The sequence below is a fragment of the Thioclava sp. GXIMD4215 genome, from assembly GCF_045291555.1.
GTDB lineage: Bacteria > Pseudomonadota > Alphaproteobacteria > Rhodobacterales > Rhodobacteraceae > Thioclava > Thioclava litoralis.
In genome coordinates this window covers 360,518-377,704 of the sequence record NZ_CP149516.1, presented here as the reverse complement: position 1 = coordinate 377,704, position 17,187 = coordinate 360,518, and the positions used below count along the sequence as shown (strand labels likewise).

Here is a 17,187-nt window from a genome sequence, read left to right as displayed (position 1 = left end):
CAATCCTTAATGCGTGAGGTCAATGCCAAGCGCATCGCTCATCGCGATGAATTTGGCCTGTGTTTCAGCGATTTCGGCGGCGGCGGTACTGTCGGGCACGATCCCCGCGCCCGCATGCAGACGCGCCATGCACCCCTCGATCATCGCGCAGCGCAACGTGACATACCATGTGCCGTCGCGCTCGTTCTCAAGCCAGCCCACCGTCCCTGCGTAGAAGCCGCGCGGCTCGGGTTCCAGTCTGGAGATCAGATCCAGCGCGGGACGCAGCGGCGTGCCTGCCACTGCAGGGGTCGGGTGCAGCTTGCCCAGAAGGGCAAGACAGGGCAGGTCGGCATCGCGCAGCACACCGCTGATCCGCGTGCCAAGATGCCACATGCTGGCCGTCTTTTGCAACGCAGGGGTCTGGGGCGTGGTCAGGTTGTGGCAATAGGGGGAAAGAATATCGTGAATATATTCGACCACATAGCGGTGCTCGGCCAGATCCTTGGTCGAGACCAGTAGGGCCTCGGCACGGCGGCGGTCTTCGACCGGATCGGCGCTGCGGGGCGCTGAGCCTGCCAGCGGATGCGACATGACCGCCGCCCCTTTCTTATCCAGCAGCAATTCAGGAGTGGCCCCGACCAGCCAGCGCATATCGCCTTGCGCATCGGCGGTTTTGCCAGAGCGGATCTGCGGCACGGGCAGGGCATAGCTGGTCACATGCGGGTCCTGCCCGAGACGGCGCGCGACCGCCATCGGGTCCACAGGCGCGGCGGTACGATAATCAAGCGCGCGGGCCAGAACCACCTTTTGCAGCGGTGTCTCATAGGAGCGAAGCTGTTCCACCGCATGCTCGACGGCAGCCCCGTAAACCTCGGGCGCGGGGGAAAACTGCCAGGCGCCAGACTGTGCCTGCGGCGGGGAAGGAACTTCTGCGGTGACGGCAGGCGGCCGTTCTGCCGGTGCCAGCGCATAAAGCCATCCGGGATCGGTCGGGGTGAAAGGAAAGACGCCCGCACAGCGCCCTTTGGACTGCGGCACCCCGTTTTTTGCAAATGCCGCAATCGTGCCTTGCCACGCGGTATCGATCTGCCCCGTCACATCGCCCAGCACCAGCGGCACCCCCTGTGCAAGAAGCGCATCGTTCATATCAATTCGTTGATGTTCCAAGGCCATATCCATCCGGTTGAAGCTGCAAGGATGCAGCGGGGGGTGAACGGGTGCCTGACGGGAGGTTGGGTGCCGTTTCGCCCCAGATAACCCGACAAAAATTATCAGTCAATATTCGCGCGAGGTCGGGAGCACGACAACCGCGCGCGAGGAAAACCGGATAACCTCATGTTTTCGTGATATTATAAGGCAAATTCTCAGCGGAAAACCCGCCGCGGCCCCGCCCTGACCTGGCGAGAAACGGCCACAGATCGCCCGTTTGAGGCCATCCGGCAGCAGTCACGCGCCCTTCAAAAGGTGTGCATATTTTCGTGATACCCTGTGAGCTGACGCACTTGAAATAATCTGTGATAAATCGTTACTGCGCCATAAGAGCCAAGATGGGGGTAACGAATCCCCACCCCAGCCACCGCGATTTTCTAGCCTGTTCCACCAGACTCGCCTGTCCGGAAGGAACCGGCCTGCTATCATGGAGGCAAAGGGGAGCATTCCATACCCCCCTGAAAAGCAAGCTGATTATGCGCATTTCGTCATGCATAGGATGCTGTTTTACGCCTTCCCAGCCACATGCCTTCTCTTTTGCAGCAACCGGTGCAGAGGAGGGGCCATTCCTCACAGGCCAGCCCTTCGCCAGCCGAATTGCAAACTCAGAAGGGCTTTCCGAATGACACTTCACGCACGCCTCGCCTGTGGCGCGGCCATGTCTCTCATCCTGACAAGCGGGGCGCTCCCCGCTTTGGCGCAATCAACGGATACCGGCGAGGTACTCCAGCTCGACGAAATCATCGTGACCGCTGAAGAGCAGATCAAACAGGCGTTGGGTTCATCGACCATCACCGCCGAGGATCTGGAAAAGCAGCCCGTGGTCAATGACGTAGCGGAAATCATCCGCAAGATGCCGGGCGTCAATATGTCGGGCACGTCCTCGACGGGACAGCGCGGCAACCAGCGCCAGATCGACATCCGTGGCATGGGTCCGGAAAACGTGCTGATCCTCATCGACGGCAAGCCGGTGCTGTCGCGGACCTCGGTCAAAATGGGCCGATCGGGCGAGCGGGACACGCGCGGTGACACCAACTGGGTTCCGGCAGAGATGATCGAACGGATCGAAGTCATTCGCGGACCGGCAGCGGCGCGCTATGGCTCGGGGGCTGCGGGCGGTGTGGTGAACATCATCACCAAGCAGCCCGACCATGATCTGGTCCAGCTCGGCTTCAAATATGACATGCCCGAAAGCAGCCTCGAGGGCGCGACCCAGCGCTATAACATGCTCTGGGCCAAGCGGATCTCGGATACGCTGTCATTCCGTTTCTCCGGCAATTACAACAAATCCGAAGGCGATGATGCGAGCATCAATGCCAGCGTCGGCACCTGCGAGACCGACTCGACCACCGGCGAGGAAACCTGCAGCTATGATGCGGGGATGGAAGGGGTGGTCAACAAGGATGCCACGCTGCGTCTGAGCTGGGCCCCGACCGATACCGATAAATTCGACTTCGATCTGGGCTATTCGCACCAGAGCAACGAATATGCCGGTGATACCCAATTGGGCGGGCGGGTGACCTCGACCGGTGACAGCACGGTGGACGCGCTGGCCGATGAGGGGGCCGAAACCAATACAATGGAGCGCAGCACCTTCGGTGTGACCCATCACGGGGATTACAACTGGGGTCGCACCATGAACTACCTCCAGTACGAGCACACCAAGAACCGTCGCCTGAGCGAGGGCACGGCAGGCAGCAGCGAAGGCACGATCAACGCAACCGATACATGGGATACCGCCATTCTGGATGCGGTCGCGGCCAAGAGCGAAGCCTATATCGACCATTACGTTCTGGGCCGCCCGTCCGCCATCACGCTGGGGGCGGAGATGCGCTGGGAACGGCTGGACCTGAGCGATTACAGCTCCTTCTCGAGCCTCACCACCGAGGACGGCGCGATCGATACCGCCAATGCCGATCCGGTGACCGAGCAGACGACACTGGGCCTCTATCTGGAAGACAATATCCAGTGGAACGAAGCCCTGACGCTGACCCCCGGTCTGCGGGTGGATTATGCCGATACGTTCGGGATCAATATCTCGGGCGGGCTGAACGCATCCTATGCGCTGTCCTCCGAATGGACCCTGAAAGGTGGCGTGGCGCGGGCGTTCAAATCCCCGACGCTCTACCAGTTGTCGGATAGCTATGTCTATTCCACCAGCGGCAATGGCTGCCCCTATCCCTATTACCGGAACGGCCCGTGCTATGTGATCGGCAATTCGGATCTGGATCCGGAACATTCGATCAATACCGAGATCGGCGTCGCCTATAGCGGGACCAACCAGATCAACGGCACGCTGACCTATTTCCACAACTTCTACAAAGACAAGATTCAGGCGGGCACCGATCAGGTGGGCACCGTCAGCATCTATCGTAATGGTGCGTGGACGGATGCACGCCTGTATCAATGGACCAATATTCCCGATGCGGAAGTCTCCGGCCTTGAAGGCAGCTTCGCGGCACCGCTGGCGCAGAACCTGTCGCTGTCGGTCAACGGCACCTATATGATCTCGTCGAAGCAGAAGCTGCATATCGACGGTGGCACCACCACCAGCGGCACCAGCTATGATGCCATCGATATCGAGGTGCCGCTGTCGCTGGTGCCGAAATACACGATCAACGCATCGCTGAACTGGGCTGTGACCGACCGCTTTACCGTGACCCCCTCGCTGACCCATTACGGCAAAACGAAAGCCACCAGCTATTCGGGCGTGACGGGCTACGAGGCCAGCGATACGACCGATCTGGGTTCCTATACCATCGTCAATCTCGGGCTGAGCTACGAATTCGAGAACGGCGCGAATGTGTCGGGCGGCGTGACCAACGTCTTCGACAAGTCGATCCTGCGTTCGGGCGACGGGGCCAACACCTATAACGAGGCAGGCCGCGCCTTCTATGTGGGCCTGACAAAAACCTTCTGATCCGGACAGGCGGAAGGCGGGCTGTGTCTGCCTTCCGCATCCCGTCCCCCAACCACGACCAAACCAATGATCTTGCTGAAACTACGCGATACGCTGCTGCGGTTCGATCCGCTTCTGGCAAAGGCCGAAATGGCTCTGAGTGCGGCCTGCCTTGCAGCTGTGGTGCTGATGATGGGCGCGGGAACAGTGGCCCGAAGCCTTGGCCATCCCTTCGTTTTCAGCGATGATCTGGCCATCAGCCTGATGGTCTGGGGGGCGCTTTTCTCGATCTCGGCCAATCTGGCGCAGGGCGGGCATATGCGGGTCGACCTTCTACTGCCGCATCTGCCGCATTTCCTGATACGCCTGATCGATGCGGTCTGCGCGGTGATGCTGGCGGGTTTCGTGCTGACGCTGTGGCTCTGGCTTGATCCGCTGGGCCTGATCGGGGCAGGCGGGGCCATGCAACTGGCCATGACGACCGGAAATTACACCTATACCGAACCGGTGATGACACTGGGCATCCTGAAAATCTGGATCTGGCTGCCGCTGGTTCCGGCCAGTCTGGGCGCGCTTTACCATGCGCTGATCCGTCTGGTGGCCCCCGTACAAAGAGCGGCCCCATGCTGAGCCTTGCCATTTTCATCGTTCTGTTGCTGCTGGGGCTTCCGGTGGCTTTTGCCATGATTGCGGGGGCCGTGGCGCAAATCCTGCTGGCGGGCAATGGGGTGTTGCTGCTCAGCCTGCCGCAGCAATTCTTTCAGGGCATGGAAAACTATGGCCTGCTGGCCCTGCCGGTCTTCATCTTTCTGGGGGAGTTGCTGAATGCCAGCGGAGCGGCAGCGCGCCTTTATGCGCTGGCCTCGCTATTGACACGCGGACTGCGTGGCGGGTTGGCACAGGCCAGCCTGATTGCCAATGCGCTTCTGGCGGCGGTGTTGGGCTCTACGGCGGCGCAGATCACGCTAATGTCGCGCCTTGCGGTCCCGCAAATGGAACGGGCAGGCTATCCCCGCGATGTGGCCACGGGCCTGACGGCAGCAGGGGCGCTGCTGGCCCCGATCATCCCGCCCTCCATGCTGCTGATCGTCTACGGCGTGATCGCGCAGGTCCCCGTGGGCGACCTGTTTCTGGCAGGGATCGCGCCCGGAGTTCTGCTGGCGGCGGTCTTTGCGCTTGTGATCGACCGCATGGCGCGGCGCGGCGCGTTTCCGACGCCTCAGGTTGCCGCAGCCCCCGCGCCCTCGGCGGCTCGGGCGGGGTTTCGCGAGGCCCTGCTGGAGGCCTTACCCGCCATCGTGATTCCGGCGGGGATGATCGCGGCGATCATGCTGGGCTTTGCCACACCGGTCGAGGCCGGCGTCGCCGCCATCGCGCTGACCCTTATGGTCGGGGCCGCGCTGTACCGCACGCTTACATTCGGGCGGATCTGGCAGGCGCTTCTGGTCAGCGCCAAAATGAGCGGCGCGATCCTGTTTCTGATCGCGGCGGCCAGCCTTTATGCATGGATCATCGCCTTCGAGAACCTGCCCGCGCTGGTGGCACACTTCCTGTGGACCCTGTCCGACAATCCACTGGTCTTCCTGCTGCTGGTCAACCTGCTGCTGCTGGGGTTGGGAATGATCTGCGATCCGCTTCCCGCATTGATCCTGACAGTGCCGGTGCTGCTGCCTGTCGCGGTGGACCATTACCATATCGACGCCATACATTTCGGTCTGGTGGCCTGTTTCAACCTGACCATCGGCCTGATGACGCCGCCGGTCGGGGTCGGGCTGTATACGGCCGCGTTGCAAAACAACCTGCCCACCGCCGCGCTGATCCGCGTGCTACGCCCGTTTCTGGCCGCCGCGCTGGCGGTGCTGGCGCTGCTGACCCTCTGGCCGCGCTTCGCGCTGGCCATTCCCTCGTTTTTCCAGTGACCCACCACGGAGACCCCTTTTCATGTTCCGCAGTCTCGCTCTGGCCGCCATTGCCCTTTCAATCCCGCTGGCCGTTTGCGCCCAGCCTTTCCGTCTGGGGCTGATCACCCCGCCCACCCATCAATGGACCAAAACCGCGCAAGAGATCAGCCAAGAGATCGCGCAAGGCACCGAAGGGCGCTTGCAGATCATGGTCATGCCCTCGGGCCAGCTGGGCAACGAGGCGCGGATCTTGCAGCAGGTGCAGACCGGAGCGGTGGATTTCGCCTTTCTTACCGGTGGCGAATTCGCCAATCGCGATCCCGATTATGGCGTGTTCTACGCCCCATATCTGGTCAGCAACACGCAGGAGGCCGCCCAGATCCTGCAAGGCGGTGTGGCGCATACGCTTCTGGACCGGCTGGATGGCTTCGGCCTGAAGGGCTTGGGCTGGGGCATGGCGGGAATGCGCCAGATCGTGATGTCCGGCCCTATCGAGACCCGTGACGATCTGCGGGGCAAACGCATCCGTACCGTGCCACTGGCCCCCGAGATGGCGTTCTGGTCAGAACTCGGTGCCGCCCCGACACCGATGCCGCTGCCCGCGCTTTATGACGCTTTCGCCAATGGCCAGATCGATGGCATGCAGATCGACCATGAAAGCACATGGACCGCCGGATACTGGCGTAATGCCAAGGTTGTGCTGAATTCCAACCATATGATCTTCCCGATGCTTGCCGTCGCCTCGCAGCGCAGCTGGGCCAAGATCTCGCCCGAAGACCAGACCCGTATCACCGCAATCATGGAACGCGAACTGGCCCAGATGAATACCGCCTATGCCCGGATCGATGCCGACAATCTGGCCGAACTCCGGCAGGCAGGGGTGGATGTTCGAAATGTTGATCGCGACTGGTTTGGCGCGGCGGTCGATCGCTGGTATGCCGCATGGCGACAGAAAGCGCCGCTTCTGACGGTGCTGGAACAGGAGATCAACGAATGATGTATCGTCGGGAGATGGTCATGGGCAGCATTCTCACTCTGGCCCTTGCCGTTCCGCTACGCGCGCAGCCCTCGACCAAGCCGCTGCCCCCGTCGCAACTGGATACCGGATCGGCAGTCCGCGATGTCTACAGCTTCACCTTGCCAGCGCCCGCCGCACCCGCCCCCGAGGAAGGGGCGGCCAATCCGGATTACCGAATCGGCGTGCTGGTGCCGAAAGGGCCGGCACCGGCCAAGGGCTGGCCGATCCTTTACATGCTGGATGGGCAGGCCGTGATGGAACGGCTGACCGACGAGATTCTGGCCAAAATCCCGCAGGCCGCACAGCGGATCATCGTCACGGTGGGCTATCAGACCCCGCAGCGTTTCGCGACGGCGGCCCGCGCCCGCGACTACACGCCGCCGGACCCGAAAGGCCTTGCCATCAAGGACCCGCGCACCGGCACCTCGGCGGGGCATGCCGACAGTTTCCTGCATTTGCTGGGCACACAGATCATCCCGCGCGCCGAAAGCTTCGCGCCTGTCGACCCGCAGGAGCGCACATTATGGGGCCATAGCTATGGCGGGCTCTTCGTCCTTTACGCCGCAAGCCAGCCCGACAGCCCCTTCGTGGCCTTCACCTCGGCCAGCCCCGCCCTGTGGTGGGACGAGGCGCGCATCGGCCCCGCCTTCGAGGCACAGATGCGCGCGGGCCGCTGGTCGCGCCGCCCGCTCGACATCCATATCGGCAGCGCCGAACGCGCCAAAGCCACCGATCCGGGCACGAAACAGACGGAAGCTTTCGTGAAAATGCGCGGGGCCTTGCCCGAACATGCGCTGGAAGATCTTGTGAGCACCGCACGCGCCGCCGGTATCCCCGGCCAATTCACCCAGTTTCCGGGCCTCAGCCACGGCCAGAGCTTCGTCGCCTCCCTCTATAAGACAGTGGGGGTTGCAGAATAGGTTTCTTCTCCGGTAAATGCCGGAGCAGAGACGTAAACGGGCCGCCCTGGCCCGGTTCGCCCCGACATCGGGGACGACAAACGCCACGGAGAAGTCCGAAGCCAGAGGGTCATCCATCAGAACTTGCACACCTGAAAGGGCGCAACATGACACACTCTCTTCTCCGGTCTCCGGTCTCGGCCAAAGGTCAGGCTGTCGGGGCTGCCGCAACGGCATTGCTTCTTGTGTGGAGCAGCATCGCACTGGCCGACCCCTTCACGACCCCCGGCGGGTATGAGGGCCGCATCTCGGCGCAGGGCGCGAACCGTTCGCCGATCTTTGCCGGAAGCAAAGCCGAGATCGAGGCACAGGGCCTTGCCCCCAATCAGCCGGTCTCGCTGCGTCAGGCAGGTGAAGTGCTGGGCAATGGTGCCAGCTTTGCGGCCGATGACAAAGGCAATCTGAAGGCCGAGCTCGAAATCCCCGCAACCGCCAAGGCCGGGCTTTATCCTGTGGTGGCAGAACTGGGCGGCGACACCCCTTCGGCCACCGTCTTCGATCTGAAAGTCTCGAAACAGCTTCCCTTCAGCGGCAGCGAGAATTACGCGCTCAAATCCGTTGAAATCGTGCGCAACCCCTATCAGATAGCGGTTGGCAAGGACGCGATCTATGTGACCGGCGCCGTGGGCCGTCCGCCCGTCAAGGAAAGCGAGCTGGCAAAGATCGACCCGCAATCGATGGAAATCACCGCCCGCGTGACGCCGCAGGCCGCCCCCTCGAAAGGGGATCGTGAAGGCGGTGTCTTTGCGGTTTACGGTATCGGTCTGGACGAGCAGGACCATCAGGTCTGGGTGACCAACAGCCGCCAGAACACCGTGGCCGTCTATGACAGCAAGGACCTGTCGCTGATCAAACAGTTCCCCGAAGACAGCGTCGACCACCCGCGGGATGTTCTGCTGGCCAATGGCAAAGCCTATGTCAGCGCGACCTTCACCCCCGAGATCTATGTCTTCGATGCCAAGCATCTGGATGCGGAACCGGCGGTGATCGAAATCCCGTCCTCGCAGCGCGGCCAGCGTTTTGCAGCCGCCAGCCTCTCGCTTGCCCCCGAGGCGAACGAGCTGTTCGTCTCGTCGCTGGGCAGCAATGAGGTTGCGGTGATCGACCTGAAAGATGACAGCGTCAAAGCCACGTGGAAAGTGCCCCATTCGGTCAGCACGATCGGTGTGGCCGCCAGCGCCGATGGCAGCAGGGTCTATACCGTTGCGCAGGGCAATGATGCGGTCTCCATCCTTGACGGCAAAACCGGCGCGCTGATCAAACAGGTCAATATTGGCGCGAACCCGCTGAATACCGTGGTCGAGCCGAAAAGCGGCAATATCTTCGTGGCCCTGCGCGGCGCGCATGCGGTGGCGGTGATCTCTCCCGAGGGCGAGCTGCTGGCCAATCTGGATGTCGGATCGACGCCGAACCATCTGACGCAGGACGGCGCGGGCAATGTCTATGTCGTCAACAAATCGGGTGGCGAGGATGATCCCACCGCGAACCGTCTGACCCGCATCAGCGCAAAATAACCCCCAAAGCAAAACATTGTGCCGCGCAGCCCTCTGCGGATTGCGCGGCCCCTCTGTTTATCGGAGAGTGACATGTCCAACCCGACCCAGATCTGGCCCGCCGGCCGTGCCCGCAGCTATCGCGAAAAGGGCTATTGGCGCGGAGAAACCTTCCCGGCCTTGCTGCGCCAGCGCGCCGCGGCCCATCCCGACCGCATCTGCCTGACCTCCGGCACCCAAAACTGGAGCTATGCCGAACTGCACACGCGCGCGCTGCGCTTCGGGGCGGGGCTTGTGGCACTGGGGTTGCAACCGGGCGAGCGTATCCTGATCCAGATGGGGAATGTGCCCGAATTTTTCCAAGCCGTGTTCGGTGCCTTTGCCGCAGGGCTGGTGCCGGTTTACGCGCTGCCCGCGCATCGTCGCGCGGAAGTGCAGCATCTGGCCGGAAAATCACAGGCCCGCGCGATCGTGGTTCAGGACAAGATCGACCGTTTCGACCATGCCCAGCTGGCGCTTGAGGTGCAGGCCGAGCTTGACGGGCTGGACCATGTCATCATTTCCGGCACCGCCTCCGAGGGCACACTGGCGCTTGAGGATATTCAGGGCAATCCCGCCTGCCTTCCCGCCGACCCCGATCCGCAATCGGTGGCCTTCCTGCAGATCTCGGGCGGCTCGACGGGCCTGCCCAAGCTCATTCCCCGCACCCATGACGATTACATCTATTCCCTGCGCGGCAGTAACGCGCTTTGCGGGATGGACGGGAACAGCGTCTATCTGGCCGTGCTGCCCAATGCGCATAACTTCACCATGTCCTCGCCGGGCACCTTCGGGACCTTCTATGCCGGCGGTCGGGTGGTGCTTTGCCCGACACCGCTGCCACAGATCGCCTTCGGGCTGATCGCGCGGGAAAACGTCACCATCACCGGCCTCGTGCCGCCGCTGGCCCTGCTGTGGCTGGACGCTGCGGAAAAATTGCAGCCCGATCTCTCCAGCCTGCAAATCCTGCAGGTGGGCGGGGCGAAATTCCTGCCCGAGGCCGCGCGCCGCGTGACCCCCGTTCTGGGCTGTCGCCTGCAACAGGTTTTCGGCATGGCCGAGGGTCTGGTCTGCTATACCCGCGCCGAAGACAGTGACGCGCTGGTCATCGGCACTCAGGGCCGCCCGATCTGCCCCGATGACGAGGTTCTGGTGCTGGACGATGCCGGTCATCCGGTTCCCGACGGCCAGCCGGGCAACCTGCTGACCCGCGGCCCCTATACGATCAGCGCCTATCACGACGACCCGTCCGCCAATGCGCGCAGCTTCACCGAAGACGGGTTCTACCGCACCGGCGATATGGTGATCCGTCTACCGTCGGGGCATCTGGTGGTGCAGGGCCGCAGCAATGACCAGATCAACCGCAATGGCGAGAAGATCTCGGCGGAAGAGGTCGAGGATCTGCTGCTCAGCCATCCTGCGGTCTTCGACGCGGTGGTGGTATCGATCCCCGATGCGCGTCTGGGCGAACGGGCCTGCGCCTTCATCCAGCCGAAAGAGGGTCAGAGCACCGATGCCAGCGCGCTGCGCGCCCATCTGCGCGCGCGCGATGTGGCGGCCTTCAAGATCCCCGACGAAATCCGCATGGTGACAGGGTTTGCCACCACCGCCGTCGGCAAGATCAGCCGCCGCCAGCTGCGCGAGAGCCTGCGCGCCAGTGTTCTGGCCGAAGAAGCTGCGGCACAGGAGGCCTGATCATGCGCGACACCCTGACCTTTGCCCAAATGCTGGATGATCTGGCCGGTGTTCTGGATCTGCCGGCCAACGAGATCGACCCCGAGGGCCATCTGGGCGATCTCGGGCTTGATTCCATCGCCCTGATGCGGCTGCTTCTGCTCTGGCAGGAAACCCAGCCCGATCTGCCCGTCGAGCGGCTGTATGAATGCGAGACCCTGAACGAGTTCTGGGCCATCGTCGAGGCGGCGCCATGAAAGACCATCTGTCGCAGGATAGCGGTGTCCAGCTCTGGTCGCCGCTGACCGAGGCGCAGGAGGGGATCTGGTATGCGCAAGCGCGTATGCCGCAGAACCCCGCCTTCATGACAGGGCAGGCGCTGCATCTGCACGGGTCGCTGGATCGCGCCCAGCTTGAGGCGGCACTGGCCGAACTGGGGCAGGAGGCGCACTGCCTGTCGCTGCGGTTCCGGCAGGTCGCGGGACAACCCGAGCAATCGCTGGATCCGGCCTTTGCGCCACGCCTGCAGCACATCACCTTCGACACGCCCCCCTCCGAAGCGGACCTCCGGACGCGCCTTCTGGCCGAGGCCCGCCGCCCGTTGGATCTGGCACGCGATCCGCTGGCAAGTTTCACCCTGTGGCAGATCGCCCCCCAGCACCACATCCTGACCGAGCGCATCCACCATCTGGCCGCCGATGGCCGCGCGATGGTGGAGATCACCCAGCGTCTGGCGCAGCTTTACAACGCCCGTATCACAGGGCAGCCCGCAGGCACGCCACTGCCGCCACTTGCACGCGCCTTCGAGGAAGATGCGCGCTTCCGCGCCTCCCCCGCCCGCGCGAGCCAGCACCGGTTCTGGCAGGAGAAAATCCGCCTTCTGCCCGAGGTCGAAGACATCACCGCCCGTGGCGGGCAGGGCGACGGCACATGGTTCCACCGCCACGAACTGCCGCTTTCCGCCGAGCTTTGTGCCGATCTGGCGCAGCTCGCGCATATTGCGGGGGTGCATTGGACCGATGTTCTGGTCGGGCTGGCCGGCGCATGGCTGGGGCGCCATCTGCCCTTGGTCTCACGCGGGGAAAGCGACGAGGTGGTGATCGGTCTGCCATTGCAGAACCGTATGGGCAAGCTGGCCCGCGTGCCCTCGACACAGGTCAATGTCCTGCCGCTTGCCCTGCGCGTGCAGGAAGACGCACCGCTGGGGGACTGGCTGCAGGAGGTGGGCCGGTCTCTGGCGGAGATGCGCCGCAACCCCCGTTATCGCGGCGAATTGCTGGCCCGCGAGGCAGGGCGCATCGGGGCAGGGCGCAGGCTCTGGGGGCCGCTGATCAATATCCTGCCCTTCGAGGCCTGCCCGACATTCTCCGGTTGCACAAGCCAGCTACAGATCCTGTCGGCGGGCTCGGTCGAGGACCTGACCATCTGCTATCGTGGCACGCCCGAAACAGGGCTTTTGCTGCAGATCGATGCCAATGATGCCCGCTACAGCGCCGAAGAGACCGAAACGATGACACGGCGTCTGGGCTGTTTTCTGGCCCGTGCCGCCCTTGCGCCGCAGTTGCGCCTTGTCCCGACCCTGACTGCAGAGGAAACGCAGGCCCATCTGGTCGCGCGCAACCAAACCGCCCATCCCTTGCCCGAGACCACGCTTTGGAACCTGATCGCCACGCAGATCGCGCGAAGCCCCGACGCCTGCGCGCTGCGTTTCGGCGATCAGGCGGTGAGCTATCGCCAGCTTGATGCCCGCACCGAGGCTCTGGCGCAGCATCTGGCCGCTCTCGGGGCCGGACCGGGCCAGATCATCGCCGTGGCCCTGCCGCGCTCGGTCGAACTGGTCGTGGCATTGCTGGCGGTGATCCGCGCGGGGGCGGCCTATGTGCCGCTCGACCCCGAGGACCAAAGCGCGCGCAGCGCCGGTATTCTGGCACAGGTCGCGCCTCTGGCGGTGATCGCGCAGGACGGCTACCCCTGCGGCGACTGTCCACAGATCGACTGGCCACAGATCGACTTGCTACAAGTCGATTGGCCGCACGTCTCTCCGACCACGACAGGCGGCCCCGGCAAAGGAACCGCACCGCGCCCTGCCGGCCCAGACGATCTGGCCTATGTGCTGTTCACATCTGGCTCGACCGGCGCACCGAAAGGTGTGATGATCGAGCACCGTGCCATCGTGAACCGCCTGCTATGGATGCGCGAGACCTATGGTTTCGGACCCGCAGACCGGATCCTGCAGAAAACTCCCGCAACCTTCGATGTCTCGGTCTGGGAGTTTTTCCTGCCCTTCCTCTGCGGGGCCAGCCTTGTGGTCGCCCCGCCCGGCGCGCATCGCGATCCTGTGGCGCTGGCGGGGATCATCCGCCGCGAAAAGATCACCACCCTGCATTTCGTACCCTCCATGCTGGAGCTGTTTCTGGCGGCCCCTGCCTCTGAGGGGCTGACAATCGCGCGGGTCTTTGCCAGCGGCGAGGCGCTGCCCACACGTCTGGCCCGCCTGTTCGCACAGCGTATCTCGGGGGCGCTGCACAATCTGTATGGCCCGACAGAAGCGGCTGTGGATGTCACCTATGCACCGGCAGATCCGGCACAAAACGGCCCGCAGATCCCGATCGGTCATCCGGTCTGGAACACCGGCTGCTATGTGCTTGACCATTGTCAGCGCCCCGTGCCCGACGGGCTGGCAGGGCGGCTCTATCTGGCGGGGGGGCAGCTTGCCCGTGGCTATCTGGGCCGCCCCGATCTGACCAAAGAGCGTTTCGTGCCCAACCCGTTCCCCGCCGCACCGTTTTCACCGAAAACCGCGACCGGAACGGCGATCATGTATGATACCGGCGATCTGGTCACCGCCGATGCGCAGGGCAGCCTGACCTTTGCCGGTCGGGTCGACCATCAGATCAAGATCCGTGGGGTGCGCATCGAACCCGCCGAAATCGAGGCCCGCATGGCGCAGGAGCCCTGTCTGAAACAGGTGGCGATGATCGTCGATCAGGATGCAACGGGGCAGGCGCGCCTGCTGGCCTATGTGGTCCCGCGCGAGGATGCCTCGGCGGCCGATATCCGCAAGGCCTTCGAGACGGCGCTGCCTGCCATGATGCAACCGGCCCATATCCTGACCTTGCCCGCGCTGCCGCTGAACAGCAGTGGCAAGCTGGACCGCAAGGCCCTTCCCGCACCGCAGACGACGGCAGGCGAGACCAAGGCACCGCCCCGCGCAGGCACCGAAACCCTGCTCTCGCGGCTGTATGCGGAAATTCTGGGGCTGCCCGAGCCGGTCGACCGCAAAACGGATTTCTTCCTTGCGGGCGGGGAGTCGCTCAGGGCGGTCCGGCTGTCTTTGCGCATCGAAGAGGAAACCGGTCGCGATCCTGGGCTGGGGGTGTTGCTCGAGCATCCGGTTCTGGCCGATCTGGCAGAGGTGCTGGATCAGGGCGCAAACCGGAGTGCCGCGCCGCAAGATCACGGCACGAAACCTGTCTTGCGCTTGCAAAAGGGCGCGCCAACGGGGCCTGTCATTTTTGCCATCCACCCTGCGGGCGGTCTGGCATGGTGCTATCGCAGGCTGGCGCAAAGCCTGCCCGAAGCCACGGTCTACGGGCTGCAATCGCCGCTATTGGAACACGGCGGCCCGCTGCAAGGCGATCTGAACGCGCTGGCCCGCAGCTATCTTGACGAAATCGCCGCTTTGTGGCCGCGCGAGGGCAAGGTCTATCTGCTGGGCTGGTCTTTGGGCGGCATCATTGCCCATGCGATGGCCGCCGAAGCCGAGAGACGAGGGTGGCCGCTGGCACGGCTGGTGCTGATGGATGCCTATCCCTCGGCCTGCTGGCGCGATCAGCCCGAACCCGATGACGGCACCGCCCTGCGGGCCATTCTGGCCATTGCGGGCTTCGACCCCGAAGCGCACCGGCATCTGGAAACGGTCGCCGAGGTCACCGGCTTCCTTGCCGCCCGTCAGCACCCGCTGGCCCAACTTCCCGCCGCCATTCTGGCGGGGGTGATGCGCTCGGTGCGGGCGACCAACCGCTTGGTGCGCGACCATCACGAACCGCAGGTCCATTGCCCGACGCTGCATCTGGCGGCGCTACGGGACCAGATCGGGCAGGGGGGCGCGCAGGGGCAGGGGGGCGATCCGCAAGGCCATCATGCCGGATTGTGGGACAGCTATTGCCAGACGCTGGAGCGGATGGAATTCGACTGTCACCATCCCGATATGATCGGGCCGGAGGTGGTCGAGGCGCTGGCCGGAACCCTGCGTCTCCCCAGCCCGAAATAAGGTCACCGGCAGCGCGGGAGGGTCCGCGCTGCCGGTCTGTTTCCGGCCGATCTCCGGTCAGGCCTTCAGGTCGGCATTATAGACCGTCCCATCCGGTGCCTCCCCCTGCGGCGCGGGCAGGGCGCTCGGGTCCTGATGCAACGAACGCAGCAACCCGAATGCCATCAACAGCACCAGCACCGAGATCGGCAGGGCTGCAGCAATCGCGGCTGTCTGCAACGCCGAAAGGCCGCCTGCCGCCAGAAGGGCCGCCGCAACCACGCCCTGCGCCGCGCCCCAGATGATCCGGTGGCGGGTCGGCGGATGTGGATTGCCCATCGACAGGATTGTGGTCACCACAAGCGTGCCGCTATCGGCGCTGGTAATGAACCATGTCGCCAGCAGGAAGGTCGCCAGCGCCGAAACGCCCCATGCCAAGGGGCCATTGCCCGCAAGACCGTCAATCGTGGCGTAAAGCGTGCCGCCGAGATTCCAGCTATTGACCATATCCAGAAGGCCCGCCGTTCCCACCCCGTTCGGTGCGGTCAGCTCTTGATAGAGCGCGTTGCCCCCGAAGATCACGATCCAGAGAAACGCGATAAAGGTCGGCACCAGCATCGCGCCACACATGAACTGACGGATCGTGCGGCCATAGGAGATCCGCGCGATGAACATGCCAACGAAGGGCGCCCAGCTCAGCCACCATCCCCAGTAGAAGATCGTCCAGCCGCCCTGCCATTTGACATTGCCCGGCTCGGAGGCGGTCCAGAATCCCATCGGAATGAAATGGGTGACATATTGCCCGACCGAATTCAGCAGGAAATCCGTCAGCCAGCCCGAGGGGCCGACAAGGAAGAAAAACGCCACCAGCAGCAGAGTAAGCAGGATATTCCACTCCGACAGGATCCGCACGCCGCGACCAAGGCCGGACACCGCGCTCAGCGTGGCCACCGCCGAGATCAGCAGCACCAGCGTGATCTGCATGCCGGTTCCGGTCGAGGTGCCAAACAGCACATTCAGCCCCTGCACCATCTGGGTGGCCCCCAGCCCCAGCGAGGTGGCGATGCCGAAGACGGTGCCAAACACCGCCAGCAGGTCCACCGCATGGCCCAAAGGCCCGTAGATCCGCTGGCCCAGCAACGGATAGAGCGCCGAGCGGAAGGTCAGCGGCAGCTTCTTGCGATAGGCAAAATAGCCAAGCGCCAGACCGGTCAGCGTGTAGATCGCCCAGCCATGCAGCCCCCAATGGAAATTGGTCACGCGGACGGCATCAAGCGCACGCTCCAGCGTCATGGCGTGATGGCCCTCGGCCTCGGCAAAGGGATTGTTGGGATAGCCCCAAGCGGCCGTATTGTCGAAATAGAACAACGGCTCGGCCACACCGAAGAACATGATCCCGATCGAGACGGAGGCCGAGAACAGCATCGCGAACCACGAGAAATTGCCGAATTCGGGGCGGCTGTCATCATCGCCCAGCCGGATCGCGCCGAAGCGCGAACACATGATATACAGGGCAACGGCCAGAATCACGAGGATCGTGGCGATATAATACCACCGCAGCACGCTTTCGACCCATGCACGGATCGCTCCGAACACATCCGTCGCCATATTCAGATTGAGGATCGTGAACAGCACGAAGACGGCCACCATAACCTTGGCCGCGATACTCATTCCATTATGCAATCCGCGCATGGGACCGCGTTCCGCGACGCGAGGCGGCGCGGGGATCTTGTCTGGCTGTTGCGCCATTGTCATTCTCCC

General features: G+C 63.5%; 11 protein-coding genes. 9 read left to right on the top strand and 2 right to left on the bottom strand.

Annotation, left to right across the window (positions count from 1 at the left end; translation table 11 throughout):
• Positions 1-6: 6 nt before the first annotated feature.
• Positions 7-1,128 (bottom strand): isochorismate synthase, encoded by a 1,122-nt coding sequence (locus WDB86_RS16120; RefSeq protein WP_341485749.1) that lies wholly within the window; start codon positions 1,126-1,128, stop codon positions 7-9.
• Positions 1,129-1,813: 685 nt separating this feature from the next.
• On the opposite strand from WDB86_RS16120, the gene WDB86_RS16115 reads away from it, so the two are divergent.
• From WDB86_RS16115 to WDB86_RS16075, 9 genes are all read left to right on the top strand, one after another.
• A complete protein-coding gene (locus tag WDB86_RS16115; RefSeq protein ID WP_341485748.1) occupies positions 1,814-4,111 on the top strand; it encodes a FepA family TonB-dependent siderophore receptor in 2,298 nt (765 codons plus the stop codon).
• A 66-nt stretch (positions 4,112-4,177) separates the two neighbouring features.
• Positions 4,178-4,720 (top strand): TRAP transporter small permease subunit, encoded by a 543-nt coding sequence (locus WDB86_RS16110; RefSeq protein ID WP_341485747.1) that lies wholly within the window; start codon positions 4,178-4,180, stop codon positions 4,718-4,720.
• Positions 4,714-6,009 carry a TRAP transporter large permease gene (locus WDB86_RS16105; RefSeq protein ID WP_341485746.1) on the top strand — a complete coding sequence of 432 codons (1,296 nt, stop codon included), beginning with the start codon at positions 4,714-4,716 and terminating at the stop codon, positions 6,007-6,009. Before WDB86_RS16110 ends, WDB86_RS16105 begins: the two co-directional genes overlap by 7 nt.
• A 22-nt stretch (positions 6,010-6,031) precedes the next feature.
• Positions 6,032-6,988 carry a TRAP transporter substrate-binding protein gene (locus WDB86_RS16100; RefSeq protein ID WP_341485745.1) on the top strand — a complete coding sequence of 319 codons (957 nt, stop codon included), beginning with the start codon at positions 6,032-6,034 and terminating at the stop codon, positions 6,986-6,988.
• Complete coding sequence (locus WDB86_RS16095) at positions 6,985-7,929, top strand: alpha/beta hydrolase-fold protein (protein WP_341485744.1); 945 nt, start codon at positions 6,985-6,987, stop codon at positions 7,927-7,929. Before WDB86_RS16100 ends, WDB86_RS16095 begins: the two co-directional genes overlap by 4 nt.
• A gap of 146 nt (positions 7,930-8,075) precedes the next feature.
• Positions 8,076-9,482, top strand: coding sequence for an ATP-binding protein (locus WDB86_RS16090; RefSeq protein ID WP_341485743.1), 1,407 nt, complete (start codon positions 8,076-8,078; stop codon positions 9,480-9,482).
• 72 nt (positions 9,483-9,554) lie between these two features.
• Complete coding sequence (locus tag WDB86_RS16085) at positions 9,555-11,195, top strand: AMP-binding protein (protein ID WP_341485742.1); 1,641 nt, start codon at positions 9,555-9,557, stop codon at positions 11,193-11,195.
• 2 nt (positions 11,196-11,197) lie between these two features.
• Complete coding sequence (locus WDB86_RS16080; protein ID WP_330647101.1) at positions 11,198-11,431, top strand: acyl carrier protein; 234 nt, start codon at positions 11,198-11,200, stop codon at positions 11,429-11,431.
• On the top strand, positions 11,428-15,447 hold the full coding sequence (locus WDB86_RS16075) for an amino acid adenylation domain-containing protein (RefSeq protein ID WP_341485741.1): 4,020 nt from the start codon (positions 11,428-11,430) through the stop codon (positions 15,445-15,447). Before WDB86_RS16080 ends, WDB86_RS16075 begins: the two co-directional genes overlap by 4 nt.
• Positions 15,448-15,504: 57 nt before the next feature.
• Here WDB86_RS16075 and WDB86_RS16070 read toward each other — a convergent pair whose 3' ends face one another.
• Positions 15,505-17,175 (bottom strand): BCCT family transporter, encoded by a 1,671-nt coding sequence (locus WDB86_RS16070; protein WP_341485740.1) that lies wholly within the window; start codon positions 17,173-17,175, stop codon positions 15,505-15,507.
• Positions 17,176-17,187 lie beyond the last annotated feature (12 nt).